Annotated in this window: 21 protein-coding genes; 10 read left to right on the forward strand and 11 right to left on the reverse strand. The window is 58.7% G+C overall.

Annotated features, from left to right (window positions below; all coding sequences use genetic code 11):
- Positions 1 to 13: 13 nt before the first annotated feature.
- From ATO7_RS09310 to ATO7_RS09320, 3 genes are read right to left on the reverse strand one after another with little or no spacing between them, the layout of a single operon-like run.
- Positions 14 to 586, reverse strand: a complete 573-nt coding sequence (locus ATO7_RS09310) for an ANTAR domain-containing response regulator (RefSeq protein ID WP_206044862.1) — start codon at positions 584 to 586, stop codon at positions 14 to 16.
- Between the two features lie 13 nt (positions 587 to 599).
- Positions 600 to 971, reverse strand: coding sequence for a hypothetical protein (locus ATO7_RS09315; protein WP_083561419.1), 372 nt, complete (start codon positions 969 to 971; stop codon positions 600 to 602).
- A gap of 15 nt (positions 972 to 986) precedes the next feature.
- Complete coding sequence (locus ATO7_RS09320) at positions 987 to 2,087, reverse strand: CmpA/NrtA family ABC transporter substrate-binding protein (protein ID WP_083561421.1); 1,101 nt, start codon at positions 2,085 to 2,087, stop codon at positions 987 to 989.
- A 203-nt stretch (positions 2,088 to 2,290) separates the two neighbouring features.
- Here ATO7_RS09320 and ATO7_RS09325 point away from each other — a divergent pair, with 203 nt between their 5' ends.
- Genes ATO7_RS09325 through ATO7_RS09335 form a run of 3 tightly spaced genes read left to right on the forward strand, consistent with a single transcriptional unit; the run spans position 2,291 to position 5,795 of the window.
- A complete protein-coding gene (locus ATO7_RS09325) occupies positions 2,291 to 3,883 on the forward strand; it encodes an ABC-F family ATPase (RefSeq protein WP_083561808.1) in 1,593 nt (530 codons plus the stop codon).
- A gap of 38 nt (positions 3,884 to 3,921) precedes the next feature.
- On the forward strand, positions 3,922 to 5,292 hold the full coding sequence (gene dbpA, locus ATO7_RS09330) for an ATP-dependent RNA helicase DbpA (RefSeq protein WP_083561422.1): 1,371 nt from the start codon (positions 3,922 to 3,924) through the stop codon (positions 5,290 to 5,292).
- Between the two features lie 29 nt (positions 5,293 to 5,321).
- Entirely contained in the window at positions 5,322 to 5,795 is a 474-nt protein-coding gene (locus ATO7_RS09335) for an NYN domain-containing protein (RefSeq protein WP_083561425.1), read from the forward strand.
- 93 nt (positions 5,796 to 5,888) lie between these two features.
- On the opposite strand, the gene ATO7_RS09340 is transcribed toward ATO7_RS09335, so the two are convergent.
- The 3 genes from ATO7_RS09340 to ATO7_RS09350 form a co-directional block, all read right to left on the reverse strand.
- Entirely contained in the window at positions 5,889 to 6,311 is a 423-nt protein-coding gene (locus ATO7_RS09340) for a hypothetical protein (protein ID WP_146680258.1), read from the reverse strand.
- Positions 6,312 to 6,346: 35 nt separating this feature from the next.
- Positions 6,347 to 7,879: an ATP-binding cassette domain-containing protein gene (locus ATO7_RS09345; protein ID WP_206044863.1), complete on the reverse strand. Its 1,533-nt coding sequence runs from the start codon at positions 7,877 to 7,879 to the stop codon at positions 6,347 to 6,349.
- Positions 7,880 to 8,345: 466 nt separating this feature from the next.
- On the reverse strand, positions 8,346 to 8,960 hold the full coding sequence (locus ATO7_RS09350; protein WP_083561430.1) for a TetR/AcrR family transcriptional regulator: 615 nt from the start codon (positions 8,958 to 8,960) through the stop codon (positions 8,346 to 8,348).
- A gap of 71 nt (positions 8,961 to 9,031) precedes the next feature.
- On the opposite strand from ATO7_RS09350, the gene ATO7_RS09355 reads away from it, so the two are divergent.
- Complete coding sequence (locus tag ATO7_RS09355) at positions 9,032 to 10,159, forward strand: aromatic ring-hydroxylating oxygenase subunit alpha (protein ID WP_083561431.1); 1,128 nt, start codon at positions 9,032 to 9,034, stop codon at positions 10,157 to 10,159.
- Positions 10,160 to 10,265: 106 nt separating this feature from the next.
- Here the strand turns inward: ATO7_RS09355 and ATO7_RS09360 are convergent, their stop codons facing one another.
- Positions 10,266 to 10,589, reverse strand: a complete 324-nt coding sequence (locus ATO7_RS09360) for a winged helix-turn-helix transcriptional regulator (protein ID WP_240499454.1) — start codon at positions 10,587 to 10,589, stop codon at positions 10,266 to 10,268.
- Between the two features lie 216 nt (positions 10,590 to 10,805).
- Here ATO7_RS09360 and ATO7_RS09365 point away from each other — a divergent pair, with 216 nt between their 5' ends.
- From ATO7_RS09365 to ATO7_RS09385, 5 genes are read left to right on the forward strand one after another with little or no spacing between them, the layout of a single operon-like run.
- A complete protein-coding gene (locus ATO7_RS09365; protein WP_083561434.1) occupies positions 10,806 to 11,390 on the forward strand; it encodes an NAD(P)H-dependent oxidoreductase in 585 nt (194 codons plus the stop codon).
- 40 nt (positions 11,391 to 11,430) lie between these two features.
- Complete coding sequence (locus tag ATO7_RS09370) at positions 11,431 to 11,808, forward strand: cupin domain-containing protein (RefSeq protein ID WP_083561435.1); 378 nt, start codon at positions 11,431 to 11,433, stop codon at positions 11,806 to 11,808.
- Entirely contained in the window at positions 11,809 to 12,366 is a 558-nt protein-coding gene (locus tag ATO7_RS09375; RefSeq protein ID WP_083561438.1) for a carboxymuconolactone decarboxylase family protein, read from the forward strand.
- Between the two features lie 54 nt (positions 12,367 to 12,420).
- Complete coding sequence (locus ATO7_RS09380; RefSeq protein WP_083561809.1) at positions 12,421 to 12,960, forward strand: peroxiredoxin-like family protein; 540 nt, start codon at positions 12,421 to 12,423, stop codon at positions 12,958 to 12,960.
- Positions 12,961 to 13,008: 48 nt separating this feature from the next.
- A complete protein-coding gene (locus ATO7_RS09385; RefSeq protein ID WP_083561440.1) occupies positions 13,009 to 13,548 on the forward strand; it encodes an HD domain-containing protein in 540 nt (179 codons plus the stop codon).
- Positions 13,549 to 13,697: 149 nt separating this feature from the next.
- Here ATO7_RS09385 and ATO7_RS09390 read toward each other — a convergent pair whose 3' ends face one another.
- The 3 genes from ATO7_RS09390 to ATO7_RS09400 form a co-directional block, all read right to left on the reverse strand.
- On the reverse strand, positions 13,698 to 15,185 hold the full coding sequence (locus ATO7_RS09390; RefSeq protein ID WP_206044864.1) for a hypothetical protein: 1,488 nt from the start codon (positions 15,183 to 15,185) through the stop codon (positions 13,698 to 13,700).
- 30 nt (positions 15,186 to 15,215) lie between these two features.
- Positions 15,216 to 17,492, reverse strand: a complete 2,277-nt coding sequence (locus tag ATO7_RS09395; RefSeq protein WP_146680260.1) for a peptidase M19 — start codon at positions 17,490 to 17,492, stop codon at positions 15,216 to 15,218.
- Positions 17,493 to 17,615: 123 nt separating this feature from the next.
- Positions 17,616 to 17,858 carry a DUF2164 domain-containing protein gene (locus ATO7_RS09400; protein WP_083561444.1) on the reverse strand — a complete coding sequence of 81 codons (243 nt, stop codon included), beginning with the start codon at positions 17,856 to 17,858 and terminating at the stop codon, positions 17,616 to 17,618.
- Between the two features lie 247 nt (positions 17,859 to 18,105).
- Between ATO7_RS09400 and ATO7_RS09405 the strand changes: the two genes are divergently transcribed.
- Positions 18,106 to 19,566, forward strand: coding sequence for a hypothetical protein (locus tag ATO7_RS09405; protein WP_083561446.1), 1,461 nt, complete (start codon positions 18,106 to 18,108; stop codon positions 19,564 to 19,566).
- Positions 19,567 to 19,613: 47 nt separating this feature from the next.
- Here ATO7_RS09405 and ATO7_RS09410 read toward each other — a convergent pair whose 3' ends face one another.
- Positions 19,614 to 22,622 carry a beta propeller repeat protein gene (locus tag ATO7_RS09410; RefSeq protein ID WP_146680261.1) on the reverse strand — a complete coding sequence of 1,003 codons (3,009 nt, stop codon included), beginning with the start codon at positions 22,620 to 22,622 and terminating at the stop codon, positions 19,614 to 19,616.
- Positions 22,623 to 22,739 lie beyond the last annotated feature (117 nt).

A 22,739-nucleotide genomic window follows, 5' to 3' on the forward strand; every position in this document is an offset into this window, starting at 1 on the left:
CGGTTCACGCCGCTCAACGCCCGGCGGCATCGACCATGATCTGACGCGCCAGCTCGGACAGCTTGATGCCCCGGCGCATCGCTGCACTGCGCAGTTCCTGATAGGCCTGCTTCTCAGTCATGCCCTGCTGCTCCATCAGCAGGCAACGGGCACGATCAACCACCGCGCGCTGCTCCAGCGCCTCGCGCGTGCGGGCCAGTTCATCCATCAGGCTGTGCTCACGCTCGAAACGCTGCACCGACACCTCAACCAGCGTGCGCACCAGCGCCGGCGACAAACCCTCGACCACATAGGCGCTCAGCCCCACATCGGCAGCGGCGGCCTGCAACTTACGGTCATCCTGGGACAGGATCATGAACAGCGGCTTGGGAAAATCGTCGCTGAGAAAGGCGAGATGCTCCAGGGTGTCACGGCTGGCCGAGCTGGCCGCGATGAGCACCGCATCGGGATTGATTGCACTGATTTCGGCGGCCACATCCGTCTCGCCGGACAGCACCCGCGAGACCCGGTATCCGGCATCGGCCAGCGCCGCGCTAAGCGTCGACGTGCGGTGGGAACCCAGATCGATGAGGACGACGGAGATCATGTCGGCGTGCCCCTCAGACCACCTCAGGGCGGGCCGGCCAGCCCTGCGGGCTGGACACGGCGCGGCGTCCCGCGGCGAGTGACATATCGAGCGTGATGATGCGTGTTGCCCTGTTCGCAACGTCCATAACGATCTCCCAGGCGTGGCAGACGAAGCGCAGCCCCGTGTACACGGAAATCTGCACTGCATCGACGCACTCGTACCCCGCATCCAGGCCTGGTCTACGTCTCGATACCTTTTTTAAACAAATCGCATGCCAACTCAGCATCGTTATACAAATCAATGGTTTGTTAGAAATCACCGGCTCAGCACCGGAGCCGCATGCACCGCCTTCGATCGTCTCGCCTTGGTTTGGTGCAATGCACAATTTGAAGTTGATGTTCATCCGCAAGATGCCTTCTCAGCTGCTCAGTGGCGCCGCCAGGTCATACACGTCGGCACGGAAAGTGCGCGCGCTGATCGCCTCGGCATCCAGTTGTCCGGCCAGACTGGAATGCTGTTGGATCTGCCCGAGCAACCAACGCGCATGACCAACATCCGGGCGATTGATCCCGCCGAAACGCACAAACGGCTGCACCTGCCCCAGCGCCTCGGGCACGCCGAGCAGGCTCGGCTCCAGACACGAACGTTCGACCTGCAAAGCCTCCGCCAGCCAGTCGCAGGCCAGCTGCCGATGCTCCGGCGCATCCAGCCATGCACAGGTGTCACGCAGACTTGCCACCAGGGCCAGATGCTCGGCGCTGTGCAGCCATGAGGCCGACGCCGCCAGCACCTTTTCGGTGCCCGGCAAATCCAGTGTCCGGCTGGTCGAGACCACGGTGCCCACGCCCTCACGCACGGCCAGCGTGTTCCATGGTTCCCCCACACAGAAGCCATCGATCTGCCGTTCCTTGAGCGCACGCACCACCATGGGCGGCGGAATCACCAGCAGATTGACGTCATATCCCGGGGTCAAGCCGGCCTGACGCAGCCAATGACGCAGCTCGAATTCATGCTTCGACACCGGAAACACCGAGGCGAACGTCATCGGGCGCTCGGTGTCGCGGCGAGCCAGGGCCCGGCGCAGCAGGGCTGCATCGAAGTTGCCCGTGGCTGACAGTTCGGCATGCAGCGAACGCGCCAGGGTGATGGCGTTGCCGTAGTGGTTCAGCGTGAGCGCGCAGGCCAGGCTGTCGCTGTCGCCAAAAATGCCGGCCTGAGACGCCAGCGGGATCCCGGGCAGACAATGCGCCGCATCAATCTGCCCCAGCAGCAATGCATCACGCACCTGCGCCCAGGAGCGCATGGCGATCAGGTCAACCTGCAAGTCGTATTCGGCATAAAGCCCCAGATAACTTGCCGCAACCAGCGGCAGGGCATCGACCAGCGGCATGAACCCCAGACGCACGCGCGAAGCCATGGCCAAACCCGCGTCAGACGCCGCGGCCACACAGGGATGCAGCCACACCGCCCGCACCGGATCGCCGGCGAAGCTGCTGTCGCACCAGCCATGTGCACGCATTCATCATGCTGCTGTTAAAGCAAGAGGCATGCCTGCTTGGGGCAAGGCTGAAGCGGCTCTGCCAGGCACGTGCACCCAAACCCACGCAGACGCCTCAGCGCCTCGATGCACATTGGCAACGCGTCTGTGCGGGCAAAAGTTCGCCCTGGCGCGCCCAGCGTGCGACCATCGCGCCCCCAAACGTCCTTCCCCTGAGTTTCATCGTGCTCGCTGCAAACAACATTACCCAGCAATTTGGCTCCAAGCCGCTGTTCGAAAACATCTCGCAGAAATTCGGCGGCGGTAACCGCTACGGCCTGATCGGCGCCAATGGCTGCGGTAAATCCACCCTGATGAAAATCCTCGGTGGAGACCTGGAACCCAGCACCGGCAATGTCAGCCTTGAGCCCGATGTACGCCTGGGCAAACTGCGCCAGGACCAGTTTGCCTTTGAAGAATTCAGCGTGATCGACACGGTGATCATGGGGCACCATGAGCTGTGGACGATCAAGCAGGAGCGCGAACGGATTTATGCGCTGCCTGAAATGAGCGAAGAAGACGGCATGCGGGTCGGCAATCTGGAATCCGAGTTTGCCGAGCTGGATGGCTACACGGCCGAAAGCCGCGCGGGCGAGCTGTTGCTGGGCGTGGGCATTCCGGTCTCGCAGCATTTCGGCCTGATGAGCGCGGTTGCACCGGGCTGGAAGCTGCGCGTCTTGCTGGCGCAGGCCCTGTTTGCCGAACCCGATGTGCTGTTGCTGGATGAGCCGACCAACAACCTCGACATCCACGCCATTCAATGGCTTGAAGACACGCTTAATCAGCGCGATTCGACCATGATCATCATTTCCCATGATCGCCATTTCCTGAACAGCGTGTGCACGCACATGGCCGACCTCGACTATGGCGAGCTGCGCGTCTACCCCGGCAACTACGACCAGTACATGCTGGCTTCAACCCAGGCGCGGGCACAGCTGATGGCGGAAAACGCCAAGAAGAAGGCGCAGATCAGTGAACTGCAAGCGTTCGTGGCGCGTTTCTCGGCCAACGCTTCAAAGGCCAAGCAGGCCACCTCGCGGGCCAAGCAGATCGACAAGATCGAGCTGGCCGAGGTCAAGGTCTCCAGCCGCAGCAATCCGTATATCCGCTTCGAGCAGGAGAAGAAGCTGTTCCGCAACGCCCTGGTGCTGGAGAACCTGAGCAAATCGTTCGATGACCAGCAAGTGCTGCACGACATGTCGCTAATCGTGGAGGTTGGCGAACGCATTGCGGTGATCGGTGAAAACGGCATCGGCAAATCGACCCTGCTGCGCGTGCTGATGAACGATGTGGGTTACGAGCCCAGCCGTGGCGAGTTCCAATGGTCGGAAAACGCCAATATCGCCTACTACGCCCAGGATCATGCCCACGAGTTCGAGGTGGACATGAGCCTTTTTGACTGGATGAGCCGCTGGCGCCATGAGGACGATGACGAGCAGATCGTGCGCGCCACGCTGGGTCGCCTGCTGTTCTCGGGCGATCAGGTCGACAAGTCCGTCAAGGTGCTGTCGGGTGGCGAACAAGGCCGCATGCTGTTCGGCAAGATGATGCTGCAACGTCCCAACATTCTGGTGTTGGACGAACCGACCAATCACATGGACATGGAGTCGATCGAATCCCTGAACATGGCGCTGGAGAACTACGAGGGCACGCTGGTGTTCGTCAGCCATGACCGCGAGTTCGTGTCCAGCATCGCCACCCGCATCATCGAACTGAAAAGCGATGGTTATGTCGATTTCTCGGGCAGTTACGAGGAATACCTGAGTTCCCAGGCCTGAACGGGGATGGCAGACGCGCCGAAACGAGCCCGCAGCGCATGAGCAGATTTGCCGACATAGCACTGCCCGCCGCCCTGCATCAGGCGCTGGACCAACTGGGCTACGAAACGGCCACGCCGGTTCAGGCCCAAACCGTGCCGCCTATGCTGCAAGGGCATGACGTGCTGGTTCAGGCCAAAACCGGCAGCGGCAAGACTGCAGCGTTCGGCCTCGCCCTGCTGGCCACGCTGCAAAGCGACAACACCCAGCTGCAAGGGCTGATCCTGTGCCCCACCCGCGAACTTGCCGAGCAGGTGTCCAAAGAGCTGCGCGCGCTCGCACGCTTTGTCCCCAACATCAAAATCCTGAGCCTGTGCGGCGGCGTGTCCGTGCGCGTGCAATTGGCATCGTTGAGCCATGAACCACACATCGTGGTGGGAACACCCGGGCGAATTCAGGACCTCATCAAACGCGGCGCACTGCCGCTGGATGGGCTCAGCACGGTGATCCTCGACGAGGCCGACCGGATGCTGGACATGGGCTTTATTGAACCCATCAAAAGCATTCTTGAGGGCACCCCGAGCCGACGAAAGACCTGGCTGTTTTCCGCCACCTACACGGATGACATCCGCGCCATCAGCAGCGCTTTTCAACGCACGCCGACGGACATCGCAATCGCCGAGCCGCCCAGCACAACAGCCATCACGCAGCATTTTTACAAAGCCGAAAAGGCCGACAAGCTGCCGGCCCTGAGCGCACTGCTGACCACGCACAAACCGCACAGCTGCCTGGTCTTCTGCAACACCAAGATCGACACCCGCGACGTCGCCGCCCAGCTGCAACAACGCGGTTACAGCGCACTGGCCCTGCACGGCGATCTCGACCAGCGTGACCGCGACGAAACCGTGGTGCAATTCGCCAATGGCAGCTGTCAGGTGCTGGTGGCCACCGATGTGGCTTCGCGGGGCCTGCACTTCGAAGGCTTGCCGATGGTGATCGCCTACGAGCTGCCGCACGATCCCGCTGTGCATGTGCACCGTATCGGGCGGACCGGACGCGCGGGCGAAACCGGCCTGGCCTGCACCCTGGTATCCGGGCGCGAGCAAGCGCGCATGCCCGCTGTCGAGAAAGCGCTCGGCAAACCTCTGGCATGGGCTGAGCTGCCGGCGGCTCAGCCCGGGCGCCCTGCCCCCCAGCCAAAGATGAAAACACTCATCATCGATGCCGGCCGCAAGGACAAGCTACGCCCCGGCGACATTCTCGGGGCCTTGACCGGCGCCGGCGGCCTGGATGGCCAGGACGTCGGCAAGATCGACGTGTTCGCCACACGGGCCTATGTTGCAGTTAGCCAGCGACGGGCCCGGGCGACCGCCAGTGCGCTCAGGCAGGCCAAGATCAAGGGCCGCAAATTTCGCATCCGTGAACTTTGAGCACGCTGCCCAGAAACCGGAATGCCCGCATGGATAAGCTCGCCCTGTTCGTGGACGTACAAAACGTCTACTACACCACCCGAGCCGCCTACCAACGCAACTTCGATTACAACAAGTTCTGGGCGCAGGTCACCGCCAACCGGCAGTTAACCACGGCCATCGCCTACGCAATTGATCGGGGCGATCAAAAGCAACGCCAGTTCCAGAACATCCTCAGAGCCATCGGCTTCGACGTGAAACTCAAGCCCTACATACAGCGTGCCGACGGCTCCTCCAAAGGCGACTGGGATGTTGGCATCACCCTGGACGCGATGGAACTCTCGGCCGACGCCGATGTGGTTGTGTTGGTCTCAGGCGATGGCGACTTTGACCTGCTGGCCAATAAGCTGCGGCAGGACAAAAACAAGACCGTTGAAGTCTATGGCGTGCCCCACTTCACCGCCCAATCACTGATCAATGCCGCCAGCCGATTCGTTGCGATAGACGATCAGTTGTTGCTTTGAAGGTCAGCACGCGGAGCCGCTGCGTTCACCGCGAACGCGCCTGAAGCATCGGAACCGTTTTTCTGGCCTCCAACTGGTGCCCGCGAGCGTGGCCTAGTTAACATCCAACACGTTAAAGCCAGTGAAGGTGCAGCCGGCACGGCCGGCCACGCCGTAATGCCGCTGAACGCCCTGCAGTTCAACAGGTAAACCGCCATACTGCTTGTGGAATTCCAGGAATTCTTCGGCGTTGTAGCTCTTGTCCATCGAGTATTGCTGACAGGTGCGCAGGCCACTGTCTCCCAGCCCAACAGTCAATGGATACTCGGCCTCAAACCCGTATAGCTCTGCGAGGTTTCTAGCCGCGGTTTGATAAAATACTTCGATCTCCGCGATCTGTGCTTGGCCCTTCGTGATCAGAATTCCTTGCACCTTGCCAATGTTCTCGGAGCGAGTGATTCTGCGACCTTCCGCTTGCGCCAGTTGAGTACACAACGCCGCAAACATGAACAGTGACGCTTTAGTCAGTACTTTCAAGAATTAAGCCTCTTAAATTCAGGATGCTGCCCCATTCACGGTTTTTGAACATCAGACTGCAGCCTGGTTGCGATGAGTTCAAGGTTGCCAGAGTCAGTGCGAATCTCCCATTGGCTTGTGGCCAAGCCACTCAGAAATGCCTGATCGTGGCTGACCAGCAGCAAAGCACAAGGACAATCCGCCAGCGCATTTTGCATGGCTTCTATAGATGGCAGATCCAGATGGTTGGTGGGCTCATCAAGGACAATAAGATGCGGCTTGTTCGAAATCCCGACCGCAAGCATCAATTTGCGGATTTCACCCGGGCTGGGAAGCGCACTGCGTAGCAAGCGTGAAGGTTCAGAACCAAGACCCGCGACAACATTCATAACATGCCCAAGCTGCTCTGCTGGCAGCCCCCGAACGTGCTCAATCAACTTGAGACTGTTATCGATGTCGATGTCCTGAGGCATCTGCGTAAGACAGTCGGGCTCGACATTAAAGAGGGGCGCAAGATGTCGCAGCAAGCTGCTCTTTCCAAGACCGTTCGCGCCGCTCAAGGCGATGCGCTCCGAGGGCCGAATCACAAGCTGAGGGTGGACCAATGCCCGGCCGTCACCAAGTTCGACGCGGCCGGGCGGTACATCCAGCAAAAGGCGGCGTTTGGAGCGTGACTCTGGCAACCAGAAATCGATGGTTCGCACTTTATCGACTTGAACCTTTTTCGCCTGTTCAGCCGAGCGCTCAGAACGCGCTGACAACTGCCCCAGCAGGCGACCGGCCTGGCCGTCTTTGCCAGTCAGGCGCGCCAGATTGATACGCGATTTTGCATCATGATCCTTACTGCTCAGCCCCCGCTTGGACCGCTTTTTGTTGGCCCGAGAAGCCGTTTCACGACGTGCGGCAAGCTCCCGCTGCAGCCTATTGCCTTGATCGACAAGTTTGTCCCGTTCGCGACACGCAGATGCCTGAGCCTGCAATCGCAACTCAAGCCCGGTGGTGTAGCCACCGGGGCGGACTTCAGCGCGACCATGTTCAAGCCAAAGGCATTGGCCACACAGCGCGTCGATCCAGGCCCGGTCGTGACTGACAATCAAACCAATACCGATAAAACCCCGCAACGCTTCAAGCAAGACCTCACGCGCATGTGCATCGATGTGGTTTGTGGGCTCATCAATGGCCAGAATCTGCGGTCTTTGCCACAAAGCATGGGCAATCTGTGTGCGTTTGCGTTGACCATGACTGAGCAGCGACCAACGCTCCAGATAATCATGTTCAATGCCCAATTGCCCACGCAGTATGCAGGCGTGCGCGTCATAGTCCTGAAGGAAATCGGCGAGCATACGAGGCGGCGAATCAGTGCGCTGCGCACAATAAACCGCATGCTCTAAATTTTCGATGTGGCCAGTCTCAGGCCAAAGCTGCCCACAGACCAACTGCAACAGTGTTGTCTTTCCAGCCCCGTTGGCTCCCACCACACCGGTGAAGCCTGGAGGAAAAATGACATTCAGGCCCTCAAAAAGCGGGGCGGTAGAAGAGTCATGACAAAAAGAGAGATCGCGAATCGCGACGGAACAAGGCTGAGGCATAGCAAACATCCAGGACGAAATTTGCCGCAGGACAAACCTGCGGATCGTCGCGCACGCATGGGGCGTACGCTAGGAGGTTTAGCTATTGCGCATCGCGGGGTGTCAGCCTTGCTCGAGTGAGGCTAACGAGTATACCTGCTCTGGGGTTTGTGCTGAAAAACAGGGGTGGGGTTGCTTATCCGTTTTTCTTCACTCTGGTCCAGCGTTCGGAAGGCGCAATGGGATTTTTCGGCGTTTTAAGATTTAGACGCAAGGCACGCATCCGTGCGACTTCGACTGGATGCGTCCAGTTGCTGACATTCCCAGCTTCCAGCCAGCAATGTTCCATCCGGGCGTAAGCTGACGTTCGCGCCGGGAATGGCGGCGACCTGACAGAGAGTGGTCACTCAGCGTGCAACCGGAACATGTGAGACGTGCCTGAAGCAGAACAAACTGCGAGCACTCAGGAACATCAGGAAGGTTGCGCTTAACCGCCTTTCGACTCCAGGCCCGCCAGTTGCCTCAACTGCTCCGGGTACTGCTTGATCATGTCGTCGACAACAGCTGGCGAATACATATTTCGCAGCGTCGTCAGCGAAACCGTGAAGTAGTGAATGGCGCCGAGAACCTGATACACATGAGTCGCAATTCGCGATTCATCTGCAGCGGCCCAAGCCGCTGATTGCCGCAGCTGGCTATGCAGACGATCCAGGAATGGGCGCAAATACCAGGTGCCCGCCTGACTGGCACGCTCCGGGTTATCCAACAACTCGCGCATTAACAAACAGGTTTCATCACGAAACGCCATGGTGTGCTCGTAGATCTTCAACACGCTGCGCACGAACGCGCTGTCGGTCGCCTCGCTGTCAAGTTGCTGGTTCTCGACGATATCCGTCAAAAGGCGCTCGGAAATGGATTCCAGCACGGCGGCGTAGAGCTTTTGTTTGCTGCCGAAATGGTGCAGCACCGCCTGCTTTGTGACACCCAACTCCCTTGCGAGGCGATCCATACTTAGCCCCGCAAAACCCTTTTCAGCAAAGAGCTTGAGCGCCTCGTCAAGAATTCGGGCGCGGGTGTCTGCTAGCGGTTCAGCGGGCGTCATGAACACAGTATAACTTGACGACTTACCATTTGGTAAGCCATGATGCGCTTACCAATTGGTAAGGCTGCATCATGAAACACGAAACACAAGTCCTATTGCTCGAAGAAGTCCTGGGCCTGAAGCAAGGCAATCAGCTTTTCCTGGATGAGCAAGTCACCCAAAACCCTGTCAACGAATATCTGGATGCAGAGCGCTTCGAACGCGAACAGCAACACCTGTTTCGGACCCTGCCGAGCATTCTGGCCCATGCCAGTGAAATTGCCGAACCTAATAGCTTCTTGCGGCGAACTACTCAGGGTTTACCGCTGCTGATCCTGCGGGGCGATGACGGCGAAGCGAGGGTGTTCTTGAATGTCTGCCGGCATCGCGGCACCCGCCTAGTGGATGATCGCAGCGGCTGCAAAAAACGCCACTCCTGCCCCTATCACGCGTGGACCTGGAATAGCCGCGGCCAATTTGTCGCGGCTCCGCATTTTGAAGCCGGCTTCCCGGGCACAGATCCCACCGAGTTAGGGCTGAAACAACTTCCCAGCATAGAACGCCACGGCTTTATCTGGCTGATGCCTCAAGATCACGAGATTGATCTGTCTACATTTCTCGGTGAGCTGGATGCAGAGCTGGCATGGCTGGACGGTGCAAACCTCAGTCACCACCAAACCGATGAGCAGCACCGCCAATGCAATTGGAAGCTGCTACCCGAAGGTGGCCTTGAGGCTTACCATTTTCGCATCGCGCATCGGAACACAATCGCCAAGCTGTTCAACGACAATCTCTCGAGCTATCAGTGTCTTGGCCCGCATATCCGCTCTATCCTGCCACGAGCATCCATCGTGGAACTGGCCGAGCAAGAGCGCAGCAGCTGGAACATCCGAGATCACAGCAACGTGCTATACACCGTCTTCCCGACCAGCATGTTTCTAGTGCAGTCCGATCATGTCATCTGGATTCGTGTGGAACCCGTCGGCCCGGAAAAAACGGAGCTGCGACTGATGACCTTGAAGCCCAAAGAAACAGATAAGCCGTCTGACTATTGGGATGCCAACCACGAGCTCACCATCAAAACGCTGAATGAGGATTTTGATCTGGCGGAAAGCATGCAAAGCGGCATGCGCAGCGGCGCCAATGAATCATTACGGTTTGGCCGATTTGAGGGGGCGCTGTCCAAATTCAACGAGACGATTCGGCAACATCTCGTCTAAGCCCAAAATCTTGGTCAGCGTCCAACTACAAAGCAGTCATTTACCCCCTCAACCATCTTGGTTCGCTCCCTGGCCCAAAGTTGACGGTCGGAACTACAGCGGAACGCTACGCGGTATCCACGTTCAGAAATCCCTCGGGTAGCCCCTCAGTCCATTCCTTGAGCTGATCGAGTACCCCGAGGGCCGTGCGGCCAAAATCGGTGATTTCATAGTGGACCGACACCGGTGAGGTATCCAGCACTGTTCTGCTGATGAGGCCCTGAGCCTCCAACTGCCGCAAACGCTCGGTAATCATCTTCTTGCTCGCACCGCCAATCATGCGCGACAGGTCATTGAAGCGCACGGGGCCATCCTTGAGGTGATAGATGATGGACCCCGTCCATTTGCCACCCAGTACGCGCATGCCGCGCTCGATGGCACAGGGTTCCATACAGGCCTGCAGTGCATGCCGTCTGCCCTGTTTGTCTGTTTCAACACTTGCTTTCATCGGGGATCTCGAGGGTTGAGTGATTCCGCAACTAATAGGTTACTAAAATGTAACTGGTTGTTTTAAGTAACTTGTATTCGTATTGTCGCCACCCGTCAGCAAGCCGTCAAATGACTTGGCCTGCCACTTTTCCAGCCCCGCGATACGAGGACCACCATCATGAGCAAGATTCTGATCATCAATGCACACCACGCTTATCCGTTTGCCGAAGGACGCCTGAATGGCAGCCTCGTTGAGATGGCGGACGAAACCCTGAAGTCGAAAGGTCATGAGACCCGCGTGGTGAAGGTTGACGACGGATACGACGTTGAGCAGGAACTCGAGAATCATCAGTGGGCGGACATCGTGTTGCTGCAAACGCCGGTCAACTGGATGGGCGTGCCGTGGACCTTCAAGAAGTACATGGACGAGGTCTACACGGCCGGCATGGGAGGCCAGCTCACTAATGGTGATGGTCGTCACGAAGATGCACCGAAAAAGAACTATGGCGCAGGCGGCACACTGAACGGCAAGAAGTACATGCTCTCGCTCACCTTCAATGCGCCGGAAGAGTCGTTCAATGACCCCAGCGAGTATCTGTTTCAGGGCAAGGGCGTGGATGACCTGTTTTTCCCGATGCACATGAACTTTCGTTTTTTTGCGATGGAGCCGCTGCCTACATTCGCTGCTTATGACGTCATGAAAAACGCGGAACCCGAAAAGGAATTTGGGCGGTTCTCGGCGCACCTCGCTGAACATTTCTGAGCCGGGAACAGAAAGATTCAACCACATCCAGGAGATCACAATGAAATCACCCCTTATCCATGGCATCCGTCTCTGCGCATTCTCAATGATCGTGCTGGCCACGAATCTCGCGCAGGCGGCCGATTATCCGGCCGCGCACTTGTCCTCGCCGGAGCAGTACCAGGTGCTGCTCGAGAATGAACAGGTGCTGGTTCTGAAAATGACCCTCAAGCCAGGCGAATCGGATCTTATGCACAGTCACCGGGACGAATCGGTGTACTTCGAGCGCGGCGGAAAACTCCGAATTCAAGAGGCGAATGGCGAGCTTATTGAAGCCAATGTGCCCGACGGCCATGTGATGTGGCACCGCGCATGGTCGCATCAGGTGACGAATGCGGGAAGCACCGACGTTGTGGCGATCATTGTGGAGGAGAAATAGATGTTTACCTATCACACCGCCAAAACCGCACCGCAAGAGTCCAGAGCTCTGCTGGATCAGTCGCAAAAGACCATGGGCATGGTCCCCAACCTGCACCGCCTCCTGGCTGAAGCCCCGGCGACTTATAAGACCTACAACACGGCTTTTGGCTTGTTCATGAAAAACACCACGCTGTCGCCACTGGAGCAGCAGGTGGTCTTTATGACCGCCAATTTCGAGAACAACTGCCATTACTGTGTTCCAGGCCATACCTGGATGATGCATGCAGGCAAGATGCCGGAAGCGGTGATTGAAGCCTTGCGCGAAGGCACCGCGATTCCCGATCCCAAACTGCAGGCGCTGCATGATTTCGCCAAGGCGCTGCTGGATCAGCGCGGCCATATTGGCGACGAGAAGCTGCAGGAATTTCTGGATGCTGGGTTCACCAAGCGACAGGCCTTGGAAGTGCTGACTGGACTCGCCTCCAAACTCATTTCCAACTTCACCAACGCGCTCGCGCACACCGAGCCTGATGCGGCCTTCCAGAAATACGCTTGGCAGCACCCGGATGAGCGTTAGGAGCGCTCTGCCAGCAACGCGGCAAATCACAAACCTGACGTGAGGAGAGGAATGATGAACGCAAAAATTGAAGCCGGTGCCAAGTTCCCGAACATTACGGCGCTCAATCTTGAAGGCCAGCGGATCGAAATCGGCAAACCCACCAACGGGGCCGACTGGCGAATGGTGGTGGTCTACCGGGGAAGGCACTGCCCAATGTGCACCAAGTACCTCAACAAGCTGGAGGAGCATAGGGAAAAGCTGCGGGAAACCGGTATCGACCTCGTTGCGGTTTCTGCAGACAGCGAAGCACAGCTGCGTTCTCATCTGGAGAAGCTGGATGTGGATTTTCCTTTGCTCTGCGGGCTGGACATTGAGCACATGCAAAGCCTGGGTTTGTACATTTCCGACCCGCGGTCTGCGCAGGAAACCGATCATCCGTTCGCCGAGCCGGGCCTCTTCGTCGTGAATGAAGACGGTCTTCTTCAGGTCGTTGATATCTCGAACAATCCATTTGTGCGGCCGGATATCAAAACGCTGGTCTCTGGCCTGAAGTGGATTCGCGATCCCAAGAACAGCTATCCGATTCGAGGCATGCGTAGTTATGGCGATTGAACGTTGTACGATCCCTGTTTGCCGCCCAATTTAAGTAAACCGACCCTAATGAACGTTGTAACCGAAGTACCAGAACTTGAGGCGCTATTCGCTGACTGCAAGAAGGTGATCGGTCCGGACTTCGCCGGGTACCGCAATCATGTTTACCGCATGCTCAACTACTGCCTGCTTCTTCATGACTGCAACGATGAGGACCGACAAAAGCTGGCCATCGCAGGCGTGTTCCATGACATCGGCATCTGGACCGCAAGCACGATTGACTACATTGATCCGTCTGCAGCAGAGGCTGCTCGGTATCTGGTCGATAGCGGCCTGGAGCCATGGCAGGAAGAAATCTGTCTGATGATCACCGAACACCATAAGCTGAGTTCGGCCGAGGATGTGCGATATCCTCTGGTGGAGGTGTTCCGCCGGGCTGATCTGGTCGATTTCTCTTTGGGGCTGTTCAAGTGCGGCTTGTCATCAGGCCAGATCAAAGCCGTTAAGGCGGCACTTCCCAACGCAGGTTTTCACCAAGGCCTGGTGCGCAAGGCTCTGCGTTGGTTTATCCGCCACCCATTGAATCCAGCGCCCATGTTTAAGCGGTAGTCACGAAATCCCATTGCGCACCCAAAAAGCGATCAAATGGCTGATTTGTGCCTAAAGCGGAACTGGCGAGCAATTCCCAGCCAATTCCGCTTTAGGCACCTACTCAGCTATCGCCAATATACCCAGGCAGTTCACTAGCTTGTGAGACTTCATAGCCAGCGCAGCTCTGTCAGCGGTTGTGCCAGGATCCACAGGCCCGAGACCGTCAGACCAATCATCAGGATCAACATGGGAACCTGGCTGAGCATAGCGTCTCTGCGTGTGGGAAACAGCTGCAGGGCGACGCGGTGTGCGATGAACACGCTCAAGATGTGGCCCAGCAGGATCAGCATCACCTGCCCGTGCCAAATCCAGCTCACATCTGGCAGGATCGGAGCACGCAACCAATGGGCTGTGCCGAACAGATCCCATTTTCGGCCGAAGGGGTCCGAGATCAAACTGACGATCTTGAGCCCATGCGCCAACACCAGCGTGGTGTAGTGGGTTATGTGATACGCAAGGGCGATCGGCAACAGGGAATAACCGAAATCCAGAGCCAGCTCCCGAATGGGGCGCGGCGTACCGGTGAACCAGCGGGCCAGGCTCAGTGCCAGCAGATAGGCGCCCAGATACACAAAAGGCGCCATCAAAAGCCACAACGACTCCCACAGTTTGTACCAGGGCAGCAGGGTGGCTGATGCCTGGAAGGGCGAAGCGCCCTGCCACAAGGTCAGCAACCCTGTTGGGTCTGACCAGAACACACTGACCCACCACTGGGTGGCTTTGAGCCCATCAAAAGCCGTGGTGGCCAGCATGGCCAAAGCAAACACCAGCGTGCTCAGATGCTTGGGTCGCTCTGTGATCAAGCCGGAGCAAGGCCAGCGCAGACGCAAGCGACGGGGGGTAAGGGCATCCCCGCGTTGATAGTCGATGGGACCGAGCAATGCAATCAGACGGAACAGGACAGAGAAGAATTCGCAATATTGAAACCAGGCGGACGCCCCTACCAGCCAAACGCCCAATAGATTCAGCAAGGAGTATCCGGTGAGGAAAACGGCCAACGAAACGGGGTGCCCATTGCCGAACAACTCAAACCAGACAAAGCCCAGGTACATCGCCAGGGCGGGCCAATGGCCCAGGCCTGCCGGGTAGGCCATGCGCCCCCGAGTCCAGCCTTTCCATACGCGCTCCAGGCCATCGGCCAGGGTGCGCCAGGGATTGAGGGCGGCAAAGAAATTGCCGCTCAGCAAGGTGAGATAGGGAAACAGCAGGGCGAAGGTCACCCAAAAAAAGGTCAGGCCGAAGTTTCTGGCCGGGTCCCGACTGCCCACAAAGCCGGCCGCGATACACAGCAAAAGAACGAGCACACCGAGCAGTCGCAGCGCTGGCACAAGTTGGCGTAAGGCCCACGCAAAACGGCCGGCACTAATATCCAGGAAGCGGGCTTGGGCAGGCTCACGCGGCCCTCCCAAGACCAGTCCAGCCATCATGAAGGACAGCACCAGCGTGGCCGCCGCCGACCAGCCGTACAACCACAATGGCACCGGCAGGTTGTAAAGCGCGCCAATCCCGTGGGCCTGCGCGGCCGCTGGCATCAGCAGGGTGGTTGAGATCAGGCCCGCGTAGACATACACACGCCGCGTGGCGCCTGGAGCCACCACGGCGGTGTTATTGCAGCGGTTTCTCACCTATTCAGGGACGCTCTCGGGTACAGGTCGCGTGCGGGCATCGGCTGAGGCTGCCAGGGTTTGCTCCCACATCTGCAGGTAGGTTTCTGCCGAGTTATAGAGAGTGTCCAGCGCGGCCTGCCCGCCTTCCAGGCGAATTTCCTCGACGATGTCGGCAATCATGCCGTAGTGATACATGCCCGATTCGTTCACATCCCAAATGCGCCCGTCGGCTCCTGGAACGCTGAGCAACTCCACCGTGATCGGGGCGACGCCATCAAACTGCGGCCCCCAACCCTCGCCCTGGAACATCTGGAAGGGATAGCTCACCGGGCCAGTTTCCATGATCCGGGCCATACCGCGCGGGCCCGGCAGTGTGCGCAGGCCATTGGCATCCGCGCCATAGCCGGCGGAGAACGGCCGATCGGTGCCGGACAACTCCCACTGCTCGTTCAGACGGGCCAGAAAGTCGACATGGCCTTTGCCGTTCTTGTTGATGGGATAAATAATTCCGCCTTGCTGAATCATTTGTCGCACCTGGGCGTTGGTCAGGCCGCCCTGAGCGTCATGACCAGACACCATCGGGTACGCCGGCGAGGTTGTGCTGGCGTGGTCCAGCATGATCTGCTTGCTGCGCAACTCAGCGTGGTCGATGTCGATGACAAAGCCTTTCTTCATCATCTTGTCGATGGCGTAGATACCCAGGTCCGTAACTGAGCGCTGGTTACACTGCCGACCGGTCGACGTCAGCGTGGGGGTCAGGCCATTGGTCAGATCCAGAATGGCCGCAGTGATCGGATCACCGCCGAGCATCAACGGAGCGGCCAGAGAGTTGTAGCCGGCGTTGTGGAAATAGGTCTCGCCTTCGCCACCATCCGGGCAATCGTAGGTTTCGAAAAAGCGCCCGGTGCCGATGAAGTTGAAGAACTCCAGCACGTTGCTGGTGCCGAACAAACCGGCACCGCCCAGAGCGCTGTCCACATCGTGATAGGGGAAGACCTGACGCACGCCAAGGTCCCAGATGCGATCAATCTCTGCATCAATCTGAGCACGATCGCACTGGGGCAGCTCGCTCCCGTCAGGCAGGAAGGTCACGTTGCAGCCGAAGATGTTGGAAAACTCCAGGCCGGGCACCACGGCCAACTTGCCGTCGGCAATCACCTGCCGTGCTTCAGCGGGGCTACCAACGATGCGGTAAAAGCCTTTGCCGGGACCACCGAACTGGGCGTCGATGTAGTTCTGAATCTCGTAAAGATATTCCACCTGAGACACCCCGACTTCCATGTCGCGGCATTCCAGGCCGATCGGACTCTGGCCACGCGTCGGACCGGTGATCTGTGCAACTTGGCACAGGGCTTCAATATTGGTGCCATGGATGGTCATCAATCGGAGTCCGGCCATCCAGGCGCGTTCCACCCAGCGCCAGTACATCTGTTGGTGCAGCATGGAATCGTGAAACGGCCAGTCCACGAAGCTGGGCCAACCCTGGGTGTCGTGCGTTTGTCCCGGGGTCATGTCCAGAATCAGCGCTTCCGGATCGGTGATGCCATTGGGGCCGTGATAGGCCTGGCAATTCTTCAGCGCCTCGGTCACGCCAAAACGGTTTACCGCCTGCCCGTACATCACGCCACCAGCAGACGGACCGACATTGCCGCTGCCATCGGACATCTCACTGCCCATGGCCATATGGGTGTGCACTTCGGCAAAGCCCAAAGCCGGTGCATTGACGTCACCCTTGAAGGTTTGTCCGCTCACGGCCAGCGGCATCTCCGGATAGTCCGCGCAGCCGGTGGCACGCTCAAATTGCAAGGCTGCCGGAGTACTCCCCAGAATCAGCTCTCCGCCATCGGCCACTTCCAGCATGCCGCCGAGGGTGCCGGCATTCAGCACATTGCCAGCTTCGCTGAAAGTCCAGTCCGAACCGTCTTCCGGGGCTGACTGGGGCACGGCGCTGACAGACGAGCCCGCCGCCGTAAGCAGCATCTCATCGGGGGTGTAAAACAAATACCGGGCCAGGTTGGCGGCGCGCATGTAAAAGCGCTCGGCTTGCTCGGCGTTTTCGCCGACAGCGGCAAAACCCTCGCCGTCGCGAATCACATAGCGGCCATCGGCCTGCATCACCCAACACTGGTTATAGAGGTCATATTTACCCAAAGTGTCAGGCGTTGCGGGGCCACCGGGGCCTGTTGAATCCGCAGAACGACCGCCGTTACAGGCTGACAGCGTGATAAGGGTGAGGGCAGCAAACAGCCCAAAACGAGGGGTAGACAGTGGGCGCACGGCGGTTTCGATTTTCATTGTTATGACTCCCTAGCGAGTGTCAGCACGCGCTGATACCCATAGGCGATGGGACAATCGCATAGCGTGCGACATAGACTTTGAAGCGTCCAGTGCTTCGGCGTGGCAAATACTTAGCTAGTTCTAGATCGGCTTTTCAATCTCGTACAGTGCATCATCGATGTCTTGCAGCTTGCCTTCTAAAACGGCTCGGGCGTCTCTTAGCCCCACGTTGTAAAACGCACCGCCAATTTTTTCGGCGAAAAAGTCGAGCAGGAATTCGGCCTGGAACTGCCCTATTTCCTGGTCCAGTTCCTCAGAGAAATACAGCTTGATCTGGTTGACGATCGCGTCTTTCTCCTCCTGCGTAAATTCAACAATCGCCATGAGAGCTACCGCCTGAATGAGGATGGAGAATTCATTGTAACGGCCGACTCGGAAACTCCTTTAGAGGATCAATGCTTGGGCGATGAATCGTGTGCGGCGTACCGTGCAGCAGGCCAAGCATGCCTATAATTTTGACGACAAAACTCCAGCGACCAGGCCTGCCGCTTATCGCTTATGGCCACCTGAATTGGGGGTAGTCCTGGGTGCTGTTGAGTTCCATTCTTGGTGTTGGACTTAGGATCAAGACGTGTTTTCGAATATTTATCGTTTGCTACCTGCCCTGCTGCTCGCGACCTTAAGCACCGCGGCCAACGCTTTTTATGTAAAGGCAACAGAGCAGACACTGAAAAATGGTTTTAAGGAGTCCCCCAGTTGCCCGATTCGTTACGAGGACTGGGGCTTCAATGATCGTCGCTCCACACCTTTTTTACGCGAAGGCACGTACTACATTCACTCCGACGCGGCGCGCTCTCACGCCATCCTGACCTGGTTCTATGATGGTGCAGATGCCATCTACGAAGACAGTGGCACCATGGAAACCCTGCAGCGCTGCCTCGCCAATGGCGAGTGCGGGCTGAAGAAGAACAGTCGCCTGGCCAAAGCGATGATGCACAAGGGATGGGGCAAGTCATGGTCGAAACGCGACCACAAGCGCTTCTTCAAATACTTCTCTGATCCGCCACCCGATGCCGCCATCGCCATGGCAACAAAAGGACTGGGGCGCTGTTTTGGCGATCACCCTGCGCAAAACAACCTGGAGGGTGCAGGCTTTGCCCAGCGCAACCTCAGCACTCAGGACTGTGCTTTTGTATCGCAACGGCTCCAAGCGCTACCGGGCGATGATTACGAACTGTTCAAGCTCTACTACAAATCCGAGGTGCATTGCGGCGCCCAGGCCATAGTACCCACCGTGCTGCTCGGCGACGTAGAGACCCAGCAGGCGGCAGCCCCCACCAAGCCGCAAACATCAACGGCAGCGACAGCAAAGCCGCGCAGTGCGCGCGAGCGGACCGCAGATCTGAATGGCTGCCAGATTGCCTATGGTCTTGTGTATGCCGGCACCAACAACAGCCAGATGAGCCGCATTCCCGATGACGGCCTGATCTGGGCCATGCAGTATGAGCAGGCCCGTATCAAGGATGAGCCCTGCCCGCCCATGCCGGCTGCGCTGAGCCGTTGGGTCCAGGTGCAGGACCTTGCTCTCTTTGAAGCCGCACCTGATCCCTTTGTGTTTTATCGCGCCAATCTGCCGCGCAAAAACGCATCACTTAATCAATGGTCTGATTATGTGCGCACCGTCATGGCCCACTACAGCAACCCGCAGAACGCCCACTACGCGGTGCCGCACGAGCAGTGTTCCGCTTTTACCACCTGGCTGAACGGCGAGTCGCGTCGACTGGGCGCCAGCGGCGCCAATGATCAGCGTTTTCTGTTCGAGATCGTGAGATATGCGCCGAATCACGCCTCCCAGGCGGTGTGTGCACAAGCGCCTGCGGTCATGATTCATCGGTTTTTTCGCGACCAGAAAATCGCCGCACAAAAACAGGCCGAGGCACAACGCGTGTTTGAACAGGAGCAGCGACGTAAACAGGCCGCCGAGGCCAAGTTTCAGGATTTGTTGCGCTGGAAACCAAGCTACCAGCCGCCACCCTCAGCGCCACGTTGCTACCGCCGGGATGACTTAACTGAGGTCTGTTTCTACAACTGAGCTTGACGGTGCGCGCCGCTCTCGACGCGCACCGTATCGAACGCCGCCTAAGCCATGCGACGACGGCGCGACGTAGCGCCAACGCAGGCCAGCAACAGCACCAGCCAACCCAGGCTACCGCCACGGCTTGTGGGCGCATCCACACCCGGCTCCTGGGGCTCCTGTGGCACCTCAGGTTCCTGCAGGGCGTCTTCAGGGAAGTCATAGGTCCAGAAGCCGCGCCCGAAGGTCGACACGAACAAGGTGTTCGGGTCACCCGGTTTGAGCTGCATCATGGTCATCGGTGAATTCGGCAGCCCCTCGCCCAGCGGCGCCCAGTTGCTGCCCTCAAGATCACTGGAAATGAAGGCACCAATGTCGGTGGCCACGATCAACTGCTGACCACGCTTGAGAATCCAGCGTGCATGCACGTTGGGCAGATTGCCGGTGATATCGCTGAAGCTTTCGCCCGCATCGTAGGATACGAACACGCTGCCTTCGCCCAGTTCCTGGTTGGGGTCCAGGTATGAACCCGGCGGAATCCACGTGCGATTGGCGTATCCGGCCAGGGCCACATAGATGGTGTTGGGATCGGCTTCGTCCATCTCGATCGAGCTGATGAACCGATTGGGCAAACCCTCAGCCGCAGCAAAGTGCCAGCCGTCGCTGCCACCCTTCACCGGCGCGGCATCGCCGCCCACATTGGTTGCAATACCGTTCTGGATACCGGTGTCCCAGTTGTTGATCAGATCACACGGGCCGCAGAAACCGACATAAGCCTGCCCATCGTAGAGATGGATGTTGGTCATGATGTTGGTTTTGCCGGTGCGCGCATTGCTGCCCAAGTTGAACACTTCAGTCCAGTTCAGGCCCGGCCCGTCGGTCACGGCAACCACTTCCGGCCCGGCAGTCATCACGTGCTGGGCATCGGTGGGGTCCATTACAAAGTAGTTGGCGAAGCTCGGGCTACTGATCGGCGGATTGGCCGAGGCATAACTCAAACCACCATTGGTGGTCACGTTCAAGGCGCCGTTTTGTATGGTCACCCAGGCGTAGTCACTGTTGTCCGGATCAACCGAGGCGAAGAAGCCGTCACCACCCAGGTTCTGGATGTGTTCGCGGGTCTGCCCATCAACATAGCCGGAGCCGTTGTCCTGCAGGCCGAACCACACACGACCGTCGCGTGCCACCGCCAGACCGTAGGGCAGCAGGGTGTTAAAGCCCTGATTGGCGCCATCCCCCCAGCCAGCATTGTTCATTTCCTCACCGGCGCCAACACACTGGCGGTAAACCCCGCCGTCATTGCCGGCGAACAGGCACACACCGCCATCTTCCGTCGGCACGTAGATGCCATCATGCTGGTCCGGATGGGTGGTGGTTTCGGTGGTCGGCGGATAGGTGGTGGGGCAAATCGGCAGGCCCAGGCTGACCGCCTGGCAGGAATCCCCGGCGTAGTAGGTGCCAATCACGTTGTAATCGTTGGTGCCGATTTGGGCCACGCCGTTCTGGCCGATCAGATCGGTGGTGCGCGACTGCCACACCTCTTCCAGACCAAAGCTCAGCCGGGTCGGTACGCCCTGTGCATCCTGACGTGTGGGGTCGGGCTGAATCCAAAGGTTGTACCAGGCCTGAACACCCGGCGCATTGATGGCCGCCAAGGCCACAAACGACGAACCCGACAGCGGGTTGGCCGCGATTTCAGTGTCATCCGCCAAGCGCAGCCAGGTGTCGCCGAAGTCGGGCGAAACGTACAAGCCATTGAGCGAGGTCGGGTACAGCGGCAGCCCCGGTTTGGGGTCCAGACCATCGGGAATATCCAGCACCGGCACACCGCCATTGAACAGCACGGCGTCCTCAACAATGGCATAGACATAGTTGTGATCCTGCCCCGGACCGTAGGCAATACCCAGCTCGGTGCGACCAATACGCTCTTCGGTGGCAAAACCGAAATTGCTCAGACCGTCACCAGACACATCCAGGCGCGCGAAGGTATCCACCTCACCGCTGGCGGAGCGGTACAAACCATTGCCGGGTGAATGCACCGTGCCATCGGGAAAGGTTGCACGGCCGGCGCGATAACCCACCGCCGCAAGCACCTCGCCACCCGCTTCGTCAGTGCTGCCGCCCGGTTCCTTGACCACCACATCGGTCACGAAGTTGGCGAACTGGCAGGGTCCGAAATCGGTCACACCCGCACACTCGGGCGAGGTCGGCAGATTCACATTGACGAAGCTGCTGCCCGCATCGGTGGAGCGGAACAGACCTTTGGAGGTGGCCACGTAAACGATCTCGGGCTGGGCGCGATCAACCGCCACCTCGAAGCCCAGCGCGCCATCCGGCACACCCTCGGCCTGATGCCAGGTCTGACCCAGGTCATCGCTCCAGAATGCGCCCAGTCCGGAATAGGTGTTGCCCCCCATCAGGTGTTCGCCGGACACCACAATCAGACGTCCGCCGCCAGCGGTGGTCCATTCGACCGCACCATTGACCAGCGTGGGCAGATTGTCACCAACCGGCACCCACATGTCGCCCAGTTCACGCACGCTGTCGGCTTCGCTCATCCACACGCCGCCAGTGCCGATCAGGGCGAACAGACGCTTGTTCTGCTCATCGTAGGCAAAGCTGTCGACACGCCCCATCGAAGTGACGATGCCCAGCCCCAGGCCACCGCGATCGGGGTCATCCAGCAATGGTCCCTGGCCGTACTCGGCCCAGGTGCCGGTACTGCCAGCCACATCGGCTTTGGTTTCGGCCAGCTTGGCCTTTTGCGCCAGCGCTGCGCGATACGCGCCCTGCGGCACCGCACCAACCCCCTGGGTCAGCACACCGCTGACCGCAAGCACTTCGGCCATCGGCTCGGGATGTTTGGAATTCAGACAGATCTGCTCACCGTACTGCGCGTTCAACGCGGCGATCTGGCTTTTGCTCAGACCTGGCTGAAACTCGCGTGCGTAGTCCGCTGTGATGGTCAGGTTGTAACCCGTCGGACAACTTGCCTGCGGATCTTCGGATTGAAAATAAAACAGCGCAGACGCCAAAACAGCCACGGCGCCTGCCGCGAAAACGGAGTTTCTCATGGTAATCGAGCCTTTACGGTTCAAGCCACGACAGCCTGCTGCGGCCACGCGCGACGTCAAACCTTGTTCTTGGAATCCCAAACACAAACCGATAACACGCACGAACGCATCATTCGG

Source organism: Oceanococcus atlanticus (assembly GCF_002088235.1).
Lineage (GTDB): Bacteria > Pseudomonadota > Gammaproteobacteria > Nevskiales > Oceanococcaceae > Oceanococcus > Oceanococcus atlanticus.